General features: G+C 67.8%; 15 protein-coding genes. 9 read left to right on the plus strand and 6 right to left on the minus strand.

All coding sequences use genetic code 11. The features are described 5' to 3' along the window. Positions 1–35 precede the first annotated feature (35 nt). A complete protein-coding gene (locus NC4_RS00255; RefSeq protein ID WP_245721415.1) occupies positions 36–821 on the plus strand; it encodes a metallophosphoesterase in 786 nt (261 codons plus the stop codon). Here NC4_RS00255 and NC4_RS00260 read toward each other — a convergent pair. Further along, complete coding sequence (locus NC4_RS00260; protein ID WP_245721416.1) at positions 802–1,800, minus strand: AraC family transcriptional regulator; 999 nt, start codon at positions 1,798–1,800, stop codon at positions 802–804. The two genes, NC4_RS00255 and NC4_RS00260, sit on opposite strands and share 20 nt — an antisense overlap. Positions 1,801–1,974: 174 nt before the next feature. On the opposite strand from NC4_RS00260, the gene NC4_RS00265 reads away from it, so the two are divergent. From NC4_RS00265 to NC4_RS00285, 5 genes are all read left to right on the plus strand, one after another. After that, positions 1,975–3,429 (plus strand): flavin-containing monooxygenase, encoded by a 1,455-nt coding sequence (locus NC4_RS00265; RefSeq protein ID WP_067530973.1) that lies wholly within the window; start codon positions 1,975–1,977, stop codon positions 3,427–3,429. Between the two features lie 38 nt (positions 3,430–3,467). After that, entirely contained in the window at positions 3,468–3,851 is a 384-nt protein-coding gene (locus NC4_RS41435) for a DUF4377 domain-containing protein (RefSeq protein ID WP_084528308.1), read from the plus strand. 40 nt (positions 3,852–3,891) lie between these two features. After that, positions 3,892–4,152, plus strand: a complete 261-nt coding sequence (locus NC4_RS00275) for a hypothetical protein (RefSeq protein ID WP_157554100.1) — start codon at positions 3,892–3,894, stop codon at positions 4,150–4,152. Beyond that, positions 4,149–4,565 (plus strand): hypothetical protein, encoded by a 417-nt coding sequence (locus tag NC4_RS00280; RefSeq protein ID WP_067530975.1) that lies wholly within the window; start codon positions 4,149–4,151, stop codon positions 4,563–4,565. Before NC4_RS00275 ends, NC4_RS00280 begins: the two co-directional genes overlap by 4 nt. A 303-nt stretch (positions 4,566–4,868) precedes the next feature. Then, positions 4,869–6,065, plus strand: a complete 1,197-nt coding sequence (locus NC4_RS00285; RefSeq protein WP_067530980.1) for a lipase family protein — start codon at positions 4,869–4,871, stop codon at positions 6,063–6,065. A gap of 56 nt (positions 6,066–6,121) precedes the next feature. Here NC4_RS00285 and NC4_RS00290 read toward each other — a convergent pair whose 3' ends face one another. The 3 genes from NC4_RS00290 to NC4_RS00300 form a co-directional block, all read right to left on the minus strand. Then, positions 6,122–6,766: a DUF8020 domain-containing protein gene (locus tag NC4_RS00290; RefSeq protein WP_245721417.1), complete on the minus strand. Its 645-nt coding sequence runs from the start codon at positions 6,764–6,766 to the stop codon at positions 6,122–6,124. A gap of 149 nt (positions 6,767–6,915) precedes the next feature. Continuing rightward, positions 6,916–7,680: an energy-coupling factor transporter transmembrane component T family protein gene (locus tag NC4_RS00295; RefSeq protein WP_067530982.1), complete on the minus strand. Its 765-nt coding sequence runs from the start codon at positions 7,678–7,680 to the stop codon at positions 6,916–6,918. Next, positions 7,677–9,707, minus strand: a complete 2,031-nt coding sequence (locus NC4_RS00300) for an ABC transporter ATP-binding protein (RefSeq protein WP_067530984.1) — start codon at positions 9,705–9,707, stop codon at positions 7,677–7,679. Before NC4_RS00300 ends, NC4_RS00295 begins: the two co-directional genes overlap by 4 nt. Positions 9,708–9,843: 136 nt before the next feature. On the opposite strand from NC4_RS00300, the gene NC4_RS00305 reads away from it, so the two are divergent. After that, on the plus strand, positions 9,844–10,758 hold the full coding sequence (locus tag NC4_RS00305; RefSeq protein WP_067530986.1) for a cation diffusion facilitator family transporter: 915 nt from the start codon (positions 9,844–9,846) through the stop codon (positions 10,756–10,758). Here NC4_RS00305 and NC4_RS00310 read toward each other — a convergent pair. Beyond that, positions 10,707–11,066: a hypothetical protein gene (locus tag NC4_RS00310; RefSeq protein WP_067530988.1), complete on the minus strand. Its 360-nt coding sequence runs from the start codon at positions 11,064–11,066 to the stop codon at positions 10,707–10,709. The two genes, NC4_RS00305 and NC4_RS00310, sit on opposite strands and share 52 nt — an antisense overlap. Positions 11,067–11,202: 136 nt before the next feature. On the opposite strand from NC4_RS00310, the gene NC4_RS00315 reads away from it, so the two are divergent. Together NC4_RS00315 and NC4_RS00320 are read left to right on the plus strand one after the other, a co-directional pair. After that, positions 11,203–12,012 (plus strand): DUF5919 domain-containing protein, encoded by an 810-nt coding sequence (locus NC4_RS00315; RefSeq protein WP_084528310.1) that lies wholly within the window; start codon positions 11,203–11,205, stop codon positions 12,010–12,012. Beyond that, on the plus strand, positions 12,009–12,479 hold the full coding sequence (locus tag NC4_RS00320; protein WP_067531097.1) for an NUDIX hydrolase: 471 nt from the start codon (positions 12,009–12,011) through the stop codon (positions 12,477–12,479). Before NC4_RS00315 ends, NC4_RS00320 begins: the two co-directional genes overlap by 4 nt. Here the strand turns inward: NC4_RS00320 and NC4_RS00325 are convergent. Next, positions 12,470–13,012: an HD domain-containing protein gene (locus NC4_RS00325; RefSeq protein ID WP_245721418.1), complete on the minus strand. Its 543-nt coding sequence runs from the start codon at positions 13,010–13,012 to the stop codon at positions 12,470–12,472. The genes NC4_RS00320 and NC4_RS00325 overlap by 10 nt on opposite strands. Positions 13,013–13,016: the final 4 nt, after the last annotated feature.

The raw sequence follows: 13,016 nt of genomic DNA on the forward strand, positions 1-13,016 counted from the left end.
TCGGGCGCAAAGGCGCTGCCCTTCACAGAAAGCGAATGCCGATGGTTCTGCTGGCACAGCTCAGTGACACCCACTTCAATATGGGCGATCGGAATCTCGAACGCGCGGAACGGGTCATGGCCTTTCTGGCCGAGCTGCCACAGCGACCGGATGTCATCCTCGTCAGCGGCGATATCGGCGATGAGGGGGATATCGAGGAATACCAGCAGGCCCGCGTCGCCCTGAAGGCCGATGTCCCGGTGGTCATCCTGCCCGGCAATCACGATGATCGCGCCAATATGCGCACCGTGCTGTTCGGCGAATCGCCTTCGCACGCACCGATCAATCAATCGTTCAGCGTCGACGGCGTGACCCTCGCACTGCTCGATTCCACCATTCCGAATCAGTCCGCGGGCGAGCTCACCGACGAGACCTACGACTTTCTCACCACCCTGCTGGCCGAGACCCCGGCCGACAACATCGTGCTGATCGCCATGCACCATCCGCCGGTGCCGGTGCATTCCACCGTCGTCGACCCCATTCGCCTCACCAATCCGGACCGCCTGGCCGAGATCGTCGCCGCCGACGACCGCATTGCCGCGGTCCTCACCGGCCATGTGCACTCCGGTCTGACCACCACCTTCGCCGGTAAGCCGCTCATCGTGGCCCCCAGCGTCTCCTCGACCATCGGCTGCGAATGGGAGACGGCCCGCCCCGGGCACGTGCCCATCGATTTCGCCCCGGACCCGGTGCTGGTCTTCCACTCCATTCAGGACGGCCGCCTGCTGTCCGCCTTCCGCCCCGTGGCCATGGGCGGCTGGCTCAGCGAACCGCGGGAGTGACCGCCGCGCGCCGATAGGCCGAGGACGTGGTCCCCGTCCACCGTTTGAAGGCGTGAATGAAGGTGGACGCCTCCGCATATCCCAGCCGGATGGCCACATCGCTGACCGACAGCGGTGTGGCGGTGAGCATTTCCTCCGCCAGCGCGCGCCGCACCTCGTCCAGTAATTGCCGGTAGCTGGTGCCCGCGGCATCGAGGTGACGGCGCAGCGTGCGGGTGCTCATATTGAGATCCCGTGCCACGGCGTCGATTCCCGGCGGCGCCGCGAAACCGTCCACCCCGCCGCGCGGTACCAGGCGCTCACGCACATCCGCCGCGATACCGGTGCGCGCCCGCCGCCGGGACACCAATTCCTGACATTGCGCCAGGCATATGGCCCAGGTGTGCTCATTGGCCTGCGGCAGCGGCTGATCCAGTACCGCGGGATCGAGGCTGAACAGATTGTGCGGGGAATCGAATTGCGGCTGCAGCCTGAAGATTTCGTCGTACAGCCGCCGATCGCCCGGCGGCGGGAAGTCGAATTCGGCCCGCACCAGCTCCACCCGGTGCCCGAGCAGATCGCACAGCATCTGATGCATGGCGGTCACATCCCGCTCCACCAGGAAGCGCCGCACATCCGCCGGAATCCGCTCGTCGTGAATCCGCGCCACGAACTCGCCGGGCCGCCAGCGCGCCACCGGAATGCAGAAGGTGAAGCTCAATTCCAGATACCGCAGCGCGAAGGCAATGGCCTCCCCCAGCGTCGGGCTGCTCACGCAGGCGAAGCCGAAGATCCCGAAGGTGGTGATCCGATACCGCCGCCCGACCTCCAGCCCGAGGTTGGGCCGCTCCCCCAGCTCCCGCACCATATTCCGGATGACCGCCAGCTCGGTATGGGCGTCGATCTGCGCATCCGGATCCGCGAGGGCCTTCTCACCGAGCCCCGATCCGGCCAGCATGCGGCTCACCGGCACCCCGTGCTCGCGCCCGAACCCCACCATGAGCACGACACTGCCCCCGCCCCCCCCCCCCCGCGGAAAGTCCCAGTCCCGTATCCCCGCCTCCTGCACCGAGCTCATCCCCGGATTATGGCCGAAACTCTCGATCAGGACCCCCACGAACCGCGACACACCCTCCTACAGTGGAAAGCGTCTCCGATGTGAGGGGTGCCACACATGCCGTCGATCATCATCATCGGTGCAGGGTTCGGCGGGCTCGGCATGGCGATAGAGCTGCAACGCAATGGCTTTCGCGAGTTCACCATCCTGGAGCGGGCCGCTGACCTGGGCGGGGTCTGGCGGGAGAACACCTATCCGGGTGCGGCCTGCGATGTGCCGTCGCCGTTGTACTCGTTCTCCCGGGAGCCCAAACCGAAATGGCGGCAGCGGTATTCGGCGCGCGAGGACATCTGGGCGTACATGCGCGGGGTGGCCGACCGGCACGGGCTGGACGAGCACATCGTATTCGGCGCGGAGGTCACCGAGGCGGAGTATGACGAGAGCACCGGCCGGTGGACGGTGCGCACCGCCGACGGGGCCGCCCGCACCGCCGATATCCTCATCTCCGCGGTCGGGCAGCTGTCCCGGCCCGCCCTGCCCGCCATCCCGGACATCGGCTCCTTCGCCGGGCAATCCTTCCATTCCGCGCAGTGGAATCACGAGATCGACCTGACCGGAAAACGCGTGGCCTGCATAGGCACCGGGGCCAGCGCCATCCAGTACGTCCCGGAGATCCAGCCCACGGTGGACCATCTGACCCTCTTCCAGCGCACCGCCGCCTGGGTGCTGCCCAAGTTCGACACCGACTACAAGCCCATCCACCAGCACGTACTCCTGCACGTCCCGGGTCTGCCGGTGGCCGAGCGCTTCTCCTGGTGGGCGATCGCCGAATTCGTCGCCCTCGGCCTGGTCGAGTTCCCCGGCATCGTCCGGCTGGTGTCCGGCATTGCCGAACGGCACCTCGAAGACCAGGTCACCGATCCGGAACTGCGCGCCAAACTGACCCCCGACTATCCCATCGGTTGTAAGCGCGGCCTGTTCTCCAACGACTACTATCCGGCCCTCACCCAGCCGAACGTGGCGGTCGAGACCACGCCCATCACCGAGATCGTGGCCGAGGGCGTCCGCACCGAGGACGGGGCCCTGCACCGCGCCGACGTCATCATCTACGGCACCGGATTCAAGGGCACGGAGTTCCTGTGGCCCATGAAGATTCGCGGCCGCGCCGGGGTGAACCTGGCCGACGCGTGGGACGGCGGCGCCCACGCCTACCTGGGCATCACCGTCCCCGATTTCCCCAATATGTTCATGATCTACGGGCCCAATACCAATCTCGGCGTCGGCTCCATCATCTACATGATCGAATCCCAGGCCCACTACATCCGCCGGGCCCTGCAGCTCCTGGCCGAACGCCTTGGTCAGGTCCTCGAAGTCCGCCCCGAAGCCGAGCGCGCCTTCAACACCGCCCTGCAAGCCCGCCTGGCCCGCACCCCCTGGAACTTCTGCACCAGCTGGTACCGCACCCCCTCCGGCCGCATCACCAACAACTGGCCCGGCACCACCCGCAGCTACCGCCGCCTCACCCGCACGGTCGATCTCGCCGACTATCGACTCACCCACGTAGCCCGCTGATCCCCGGTCCCCACTCCCCCGTGTGCCATATTCACGCCATGCGAACCCGCCTCCGCCTGGCCGTTCCCCTCGCCCTGCTGACCCTGATCCCGGTGAGCGCCTGTTCCTCCGGCGATCCGGCGCCGAGCCCCGCCACCACGGCCGCCACCACGACCATCCCGGGCACCCGGCAGTTCGAGATCTACGTGGCCCCCGAAGAAGTCCCCTGCACGAGCATGGTCCCCCAGACCTGCCTCCAGGTCCGCCGAGACCCCAACTCGCCGTGGGAACTCCACTACGACGGGATCGACGGGTTCGACTACCAGCCGGGGTACACCTACCGGCTGCTCATCGAAGAACGACCCTGGGTGAACCCGCCCGCGGACGCTCCGTCGAGTACTTGGCATCTGATCAAAGTGATCTCGAAAGAACCGGCCTCGTAACGCCTGTAATGCTCTGAGCATTACAGGTATGCTTGCAAGCATGGCTGAGAACAAGACGACGATCACGACTCGGCCCGCTACCCGAGACGAACTACAGACGCTGGCCAAGCCCAACGAATCCTTGGATGCGGTCATCAATCGCTTGATCACGCACTACAAGTCGACTCAGACCCGTAATCGGCTGGCGTGGGAGAACCGCATCGCGCAGGACCGTCAGAACTCGGGGGCGGTCGCTTGGGCCGAGCGCCAAGCGGACCGGCTCGCCGAGCGGCTCGCGCAGCGGCAGGAGGCCCAGGGGTGAGCGTTGGCTACGTGCTCGACGACACCGTCATCCACGCGTATGCCCACGGCGATGCGAACGTATCCAACCTGATCGCGGTCCTCGACGGTCGCGATATTCGCATGGCCGTGCCATTCCTGGCGCTTGCCACCAGCCTGGCCGGATTGTCCGACGATCAACGCGCCCAGGTGAACGGTGTTGTCGACAATCTCGACTCGGTCCAGATTGCGGCGCTCGCGACCACCGAAGACGCCAATGAGCTCGCGGATATATTGGCTTCGGCCACGGAGCCCATCGATGTGACCGCGGCTCACGCGGTCTCGGTAGCGCGCTACCTGGATTGGGAGATCATCACCACCGACCGATCCCGTTGGGCCACCGTTGAACTCAGCCTGCCGTTTCCGGTGAGCATCGTCGAATTCACCGACGAGTAGTAAGGACCGGCGAGGGCCGATGCCGTCCGACAAGACCGGATGGTCCTATTGTGATGGGCGGCAAGGTCTTTCGTTGGCAACGCTCTGGCTACGACGTGGGTGAGGCGTTGACCAGGGGGTATGCCGGGCAGTAACTTGGGTGGTCCGATGCGCCGGAGATCGTGGTCGGCGCTAGATGCGAGTCCGTAGTGCTGGAGCGTCGGAGGTTACGACGCTGGAGGCGTGATGCGGCGGGATGACGCATGGTCCGGGGGATTCGCACGGGGTTTTGCAGGGGGTTCGCGGCGTCGATCGTGGTGGCGGGTGGGGCTGGTGGCGCTCACCGTGCTGCTCGCGGCCGCGGTCGTGACGCCCTTCACGAGGGCGGATATTCCGTACCCGGATGACGATCCGTTCTATGCGGCCCCGGCCGGGTTGGCGGACTTCGGGAACGGGGATGTGCTGAACTCGCGGCCGATCGCGGTGCTGGGCTTGCCGCTGCCGGTGGCGGGGTGGCAGGTGCAGTATCGGTCGACGGATTCGACCGGGGCGGCGATCGCGGATATGGCGACCGTGCTCGCGCCGCTGCTGCCCTGGCTCGGACCGGGCGGGCGGCCGCTGCTGTCGTACCAGGTGGAGCAGGACAGCCTCGGGACCCGGTGCGCGCCGTCGTACGCCCTACGGGGCAGGCGGGATTGGTCGATCGTGAACACCATGCTGGACATTCCGTTCCTGGCGGAGCTGCTGCGCCGGGGGTGGGCCGTGGTGGTGTCCGATTACGAGGGGCCGCAGTCGCGCTTCTTCGACGGGGTGACCTCCGGGCGCGGGGTCCTCGACGGCGTGCGGGCGGCGAGATCGTTTCCGCCGCTGGGGATCACCGAGCAGAGTCCGATCGGGGCCTGGGGGTATTCGGGCGGTGCGTTCGCCACGCTCTGGGCCATGGAGCAGCGGGCGAGTTATGCGCCGGAGCTGTGGTTCGCCGGGGTCACGGCCGGTGGCGTGCCCGCGGATATCGCCGCCATCGCCCGCCAGGTCGACGGGGAGACCCAGGCCGGGCTCGCGGTGCTCATCCTGGTCGCCTTGGCGCGCAATGATCCCGGATCCGGACTGCTCGACGCGCTGAACGAGCGCGGCCGGGAGCTACTGGCGCAGGAGGCGCAGGCCTGCGGCGCGGAAATGGTGGTGCGTCACCTGAACCGGCGCCTGGACGACTACGGCAAGGAACCGAATCTGCTGTGGCATCCGGCATTCCAGGCCGCGACGTGGAAACAGGAACTGGGCGACCTGGCGCCGGACATCCCGCTGTACATGTATCACAGCACCGGCGACGACGTCATTCCGGTGGCGGGCTATACGGCCCTGGTCGACCGCTACTGCGCCCTGGGCGCGAATCTCACCGCGGTGCACTCCGCCATCCCGGGCCACAATCCCGCAGCCGTGGTGGAATCCGTGGGCGCCCTGAACTATCTGTCCGATCGCTTCGCCGGAATCCCGGCCGAGACCGGTTGTCACGTGCGCTGAAGCCCGGCGGGGCGACGCGGAATGCGTGCGCCCCTACCGGAATTCGGCGGCGACTACTAGTTGGCCCACTTGGTGGTGCCGGGCGCCGCGGTGAGCGTGTTGATCAGATCCACACCGGCGATGATCAGCGTCGGGCCGCCGACCGCCAGGGTGCCGATGATCGCGCCGATGCCCGCCGCGACCGGCATGGTGGCCAGACCGAAGGCGCCGCCCGCGAAGCCGATCAGACCGACCACCGCGCCGACGGCGAGGCCGATGAAGCTGCCGACCGCGGTGGCGATGCCGAACTGGCTGCTGAAGGCCTGCATGGCCTTCTGGTTCTCCTCCGTGGAGGCGACCGGCTGCACCGGCACCGGGCGGGCGGAGGCGACATCCTTGACGGCGGTCAGCTCGAGGGTCCGGCCGTCGCCGGAGACATTGTGCGGCAGGGCGTACTGCAGGCCGTCCTGCGCGAAGGACAGCGGGAGACTCACCACGGTGTTGCCGGAAATGTCCTTGACGTTCACGGCACTGCCCGCGACCTCGAAGGAGCCGTCGGTCAGCGTGGTGACGACGGTGTTGCCGACCAGTTTGGTCTCGTACCCCACGTTCGGGATGGCCGGATCAGCTTGTGCGACGCCCGCGCTCGTAATGGCGAGCGCGGTGATTACGGGGGCGGCGACAGCAGTGATCTTGCGCAGCATGGAACTTCCAATCTTCATCAGGCTTCGAAGGCAACACGCGGGTCACCGGATCGATTCCTCCCCTCGAAGAGTGCTGCCGAGCCCGTGTCGCGGCGCATTGCGCTCTACGAGCTATCACAGTAATGCGCGACACCGACACCTCGGATCATTTTTGACTCGAGTGTCATTCAAAACAGCAGGTCGATACCGATGCAGAGGGCGCATACCGCGCCCACGATCGATAGCGCAATGACATCACCGCGTCCCGGATCACTCGGCCGCGCCGTCAATTCGCCGGTGCCGCCGCGGGTGGTGATGGCCTCGCCGAGTTCGCCCGCGCGGCGGCTGGATACGGCCATGCTCGCGGTCAGGATGTCGACCAGCGGATTCTCCGCCGACCGATGCAGCAGCGAATCCTTGGGCCGGAGTTTGCGGGCCGCCCGCAGGATTCGCAGCTCCTCCAGCAGCAACGGCAGCCCGCGCAGCGTCAGCGCGACCACCACCGCCCACTCGTCCACCGGCACCCGGTGCCGCACGCCCTTGCGCGTCCAGCCGATACGCCGCAGCGGTGCACCGAGTTTCGCCAGCGCGGGCGCGATCTCACCCATGGGCGTCGTCCACGCGATGAGGAACGACGCACCCAGCAGGATGAATCCGAAGACCATGACATTCGCGTAGCGCAGCACCGCGGCCCCGCCCACCGGCAGATTGATGAGCGCGCCGATGGCGATGCCCAGCCAGAACCACCACGGGAAGCGCGGCAGCGTGCCCAGCGGCAGTCGCGCCGAAATCCACACCGCCACCAGGAATGCGATGCCGATTCCGAGCACCGGCCAGGACGGCATGAACATGAGCAGCACGCTAATGGCGAAGGCCGCGATCATCTTGGTACCGGCCCAGAGTCGATGCACCGGGCTGTCGACGGGGACCTCGCGGAGAATGACGCTGCTCATCGGAAGCCTCCGGTGAAGTCGGGAACCCGCGGGGCGGCGGGGTGCGCCGGTGCGGCGGAGTCGATGATGCGACCCTCGCGCAGGTGCACGGTGCGATCGCAGACCGCGGCCATATCCGCGACATCGTGCGAGATGACGATCAGGGTGAGGCCCGAATCCCGGAGCCGGGCAAGCAGTTCCACCACGCCCGCCCGCCCCTCCGGATCGAGTCCGGCCAGCGGCTCGTCGAGCACCACCACCTGCGGGCGGCTGGCGACGATGGCGGCCAGCACCACGCGTTTGGCCTGCCCGCCGCTGAGCTCCTCGATGGACCGGGTGGCCAGGGCGCGGTCGAGGCCGACGGCATCCAGGGCGCGAGCGACGGCGGCGGTGCCGTGCCCGCCCCAGTCCTCGATCTCCTCGCCGACGGTCTGCCGGTGCAATTGCAGCCGGGAGTGCTGAAATGCCAGCTGTACCGCGCCGATTCGCTTGTGCACCGGTTTCGCGCCGCTGTGCTCGCGCAGTACGCAGCCGCCGCCGGTGGGCACGGTCAGCCCGGCCATGATCCAGGCCAGCGTGGACTTGCCGGAGCCGTTGCCGCCCACGACGAGCAGCGCCTCGCCGCGCCGGACGCTGAGATCGACGCCGTGCAGCGCGGGGGCCTCCCACGGCGTGCCCCGGTTGTAGATGTGCCGCATATCGGTCAGTTCCAGCACGGGTTCGCCCATGGGCCTGCGCCGTTGGTCGCGGACGGGCCGCGGCCAGGCGGGCAGGTGCTCGACCGCGCGCCCGCGCATCAGATGTACGACGCGATCGGCGGCCGCGGCGTCGGCCTCGTGGTGGGTCACCAGCACCACCGCCATATCGTGCCGTTTCGGCAGCGCGGCCAGCAGTCCGACCAGATCGCGGCGGCCCTCCGGATCGATCATGGACGTGGCCTCGTCGGCCAGCAGCAGGGTGGGCTGCCGGGCCAGCGCGGCGGCCACGGCGAGCCGCTGCTGCTGCCCGCCTGACAGCGTCGCCGTCTCCCGATCGCCCATGCCCGCCAACCCGACCTCGGCCAGCAGTCCGTCGATATCCACCTCGGCGGCCAGCTCGGTCGGCAGACCCCAGACCACGTCGTCGGCCACCAGCACGCCGAGCGTCTGACTTTCGGGGCGCTGCAACACCATGGCGGTGCCGCCGCGCAGCCCGAGCCCCGCCGATCCGGGCCGGGTCACGCTGCCGCCGGTCGGCGGGCGGCCCGCGAGAATCCTGGTGAGCGTGGACTTTCCGGATCCGTTGTGCCCGACCACCGCCACGAATTCCCCGACCCGCACGGTCAGGTCGATGCCCTGCAGGGCGTCGGTGCGCGCGCCCGGATAGCGGAAGGCCACCTCCCGCAAGGTGACCGGCAGCGGGGCGACCGGACGGTCGTCGGCGGGCGCGTCGAGCAGATCATCGCGTCCGGGCAGCCAGGCCAGCCGGTCCAGCACCGAGCCGAGGACATACCAGGACACCACGCCGCTCACGATCACCCCGGCGATGACGCCGCCCCCGACCCAAACCCACCACCAGCGCAGGATCGAATCGGTGGCCTCGGCGACCCAGCGCCCGAGCGGTTCCAGCCAGGCTTGGCGCGCCGCCAGATTTTCCAGGCTGCGCGCCGAATTGCGGATAGTGTCGAAAAGCAGTTGGCGTGACCGGGAGAACAGCAGCAGCAGTCCGACGGAGAAACATGCCCCCAGCAGTCCGGCGAGCGCGGACAGCCCGAGCACCGCGAGGAGCCCGCCGTGCCGCCGCTTGACAATGCCGATGATCCCGCCGACCAGATTCACCGCGGGCACCAGGCCCGCCGCCACGAAGGTCACCAGCGTGGCCGCGATCGTGGTCGTACCGACCGCCCGCAGCCGGTGCCGATGCGCGAGCAGTCCCATGGGCACCGCCGCCACCAATTGCAGTGCGGCCGCGAACGGCACCAGCGCCCCCACGGTCACCAGCCCGACCGTCGCCCCGCCCAGTACGGCCCCCGTGGCGAGTTCGATGGGCCGCAGCGGACCCCGGGTCATGGGTGGCGCCCCGGAGGGCTGGGACGTATCAGTCACGTCAACCAGTTTGCCGTGTCCGCTCATCTACCCTGGTCGCTCGCCGCCAACCGGGTCGGGTCCTTGCATTCATGCGCAACTATGCATATGCTGGTGGCTTGTGGGACATGATCATTCGCACGGCGTAGCCCCGGAGAGCGCCTTGGGGAAATATCTGGGCCGGTTGGTACTGGCATTGGGCATTGCCCTCGTCTTCATGGCGGTGGAGTTCGTCGTGGCGTTCACGACCTCCTCGCTGGCACTGCTCTCCGATGCGACGCACATGCTGACCGACATCGTCGGCATCTCGATGGCGCTGTCGGCGATCCTGCTGGCCAAGCGGACGCGCGCCACCTATACCCGCACCTTCGGCTACTACCGCGCCGAAGTGCTCGCGGCGCTGGCCAATGCGATCCTGCTGTTCGCGGTCGCGGTGTACGTCCTCTACGAGGCCATCGCGCGTCTCGGTGAGCCGCCGGAGGTTCCGGGCTGGCCGGTCCTGATCGTGGGCGTCCTCGGCCTGGTCGCCAATATCGCCTCCTTCCTGCTGCTGCGCCAGGGCGCGCAGGAGAGCATCAATGTGCGCGGCGCGTATCTGGAGGTCTTCGCCGATCTCATCGGCTCGGTGGGCGTATTGATCTCCGCCGCAATCACTCTCACCACGGGCTGGCGGTACGCCGATATGATCATCGGCGTCGCCATCGGCTTCTGGGTGCTGCCGCGCGCCTATGTCCTGGCCAAACGGTCGCTGCGAATCCTGTTCCAGCACAGCCCCGAAGACCTCGATGTGGAGCAGATCGCCGCGGCCCTGCAGGCCGTGCCCGGTGTCGCCGACGTACACGATCTGCACGTGTGGACCCTCACCTCCGGTATGGAGGTGGCCTCCGCGCACCTCGCGGTCACCGCGGGCCACAGCGGCGACCACGTGCTGCGCGCGGCGCAAAGGATCCTGGCCGACGACTTCCACATCGAGCACGCCACGCTTCAGGTGGAGGGCGCGGACTCCGCCGCCCACTGTAAGGAATTGTCCTGGTAACCGGCCAGATAGTGCGAGCCGACGGTAATGACCTCGACCCGCGCCATCAGGGCATCCGGGATCCGGCCGCCGACGAAATGGTCGGGGCCGGGTGCGATCACGGCCGTCACGTCCAGCCGATTCGCCAGCGCCCGCAGCCAGGCCAGGGGCGGTTTGCCGGTGCGCGGGTCGTAGACGACCATCCCGCAGAAGTCGTAACCGGACCGCTCGGCGATTCGCCGTATGCGTTCCTCGTCCCACAGTTGGCCGATGCCGGAGACATCCGTGCGCAGATAGCCGAGCGCGGCTGGTCGGTACCGCATTTTCATGGCACGATCTTGGCCCGGACCGGCGTCTCGGCGCGTCGCCGCCGAGGTACCTTCTATTGCTCCAATGTCTCCTCTATGTCTCGTTTTCGCAGGTAGGATCGCCGCATGTGCACGGCGGCTCGATCGAGGCGGCGATATGGCAACGGTGCTGAAAGCGCTACTGCAACAACGACATCTGCAAACCGTTTCGTCGTTCAATCGTGAGTACGACCGGCTCGCCCGGCTGATCGAGCCCGAGCTGGTCGGCTGCGGCCCGAAGAAGGCGCAGTTCTACCGCTGGCTGTCCGGCGATCTCACCGGCCTCCCCTATCCGCACCACTGTCGCATCCTGCAGGCCATGTTCCCCGATCGGTCCATCGGCGACCTGTTCGAGCAGTTCACCGGGCAGGAGCGCAGCTCCGGCACGCATACGGCCGAAGTGGTCACGGTCTACCCGCACCGGAGCTCGGTCCCCGCGGACCTGTGGAACCGGCTGCTGAGCTCCTGCGCCGCCAGGATCGACATCCTGTTGCTCGCGGGGCTGTTCCTCGCCGAGGATCCGGTGTTCGTCCGGCTGCTCAAGAGTAAAGCGCGGCAGGGCGTTTCGGTCCGGATATTGTTCGGCGACCCGCTGGCCGACGAGGCCGCGCGGCGCAGCGCGGAGGAGCGGCTGGCGGCCGGAGCGGTGCAGGCCCGGATCCGCAATGCGCTGGCGCTGGTGGAATCGCTGCAGGAGATCGACGGCGTCGAGCTGCGCTTCCACAGCACCACCCTGTACAACTCGGTCTTCCGCTTCGACGACGAAATGATTGTGAACATGCACGTCTTCGGCATGCCGGGCGCCTACGCCCCGGCGCTACATCTGCGCCGATTGCCGGCGGGTGAGATGTTCGAGACCTATATGACAAGTTTCGAGCACGTGTGGTCGGCCTCGGAGGCCGCGAGCTTTTCGAGGATCCGGGCATGAGTCGAATCGATTTCTTCAACGATCCGGAAGCGCCCAGAGCCAACAGCATCCGGGTCGCGGTCAGTGCCGTGGTGCGCGACGACGCGGGGCGGCTGCTCCTGATCCACCGCACCGACAACAGCAGGCATTCGATACCCGGCGGCGGGCTGGAGATCGGCGAGACGCCGGTGCAGGCGGTGGTGCGGGAGGTCAAGGAGGAGACCGGCATCGATGTCGTGGTGACGGGGCTGGTGGGCGTGTTCTCCAATCCGGACCATGTGATCGCCTACGACGACGGCGAAGTGCGCCAAGAGTTCTCGGTCTGCTTCCGGGCCGACCCGATCGGCGGCGCGCTGCGGCCGAGCGCGGAATCGAAAGCCGTGGAATGGGTTGCGCCCGACGAGCTGGCCGCCCGCGATATCCACCCGTCGATCCGGCTGCGCATCGATCGCGGCCTCGAATACCGCGCCGAGCCCTACTACGCCTGATTCGGTTCGGCCAGTAGCCGTTCGGTGCGCGTCACCGCGGCGAGCAGCTCCGGCGACGCCTCGGTCACCGATCGGGCGACGACGTGATCGGCCCCGTACCGATGCCGGACCTCCGCAATCCGGCTGCGCCCGTCGGTAATCCGGCCCGCCGGTGTGGTCGTCATATCCGCCCACCACAGCGCATCGCGCAGCGCCGTCCGCTCATCCAGCCATTCGATGGTCAGTCCCCGATTGCGCGCCTCGACGCAGGCGCAGGAATGGTGCGCCACCAGCGCGCACAGCCGCTCGGAAACCCCCTGTGCGGCTAGATGAATCGTGCCGTCGATCGGATGGAAACCCGTGCGCACCAGATCGGGCGAATATCCGATGTCGTGCAACCAGGCCGCCGCGACCAGCAGATCCGGATCGTCCACGACGCCCGCGGCCAGCGCCGCCTGCCGCGCCACCCCCTGGGTGTGTGCCCATCGACGCGGCAGCCCGCGTAATCGAGCGTGCGCGGTCCGCGCCGCCCAACTACGCAATTCGGAGGTCACAGCG

The sequence above is a fragment of the Nocardia crassostreae genome (genome assembly GCF_001613405.1).
GTDB classification, from domain to species: domain Bacteria; phylum Actinomycetota; class Actinomycetes; order Mycobacteriales; family Mycobacteriaceae; genus Nocardia; species Nocardia crassostreae.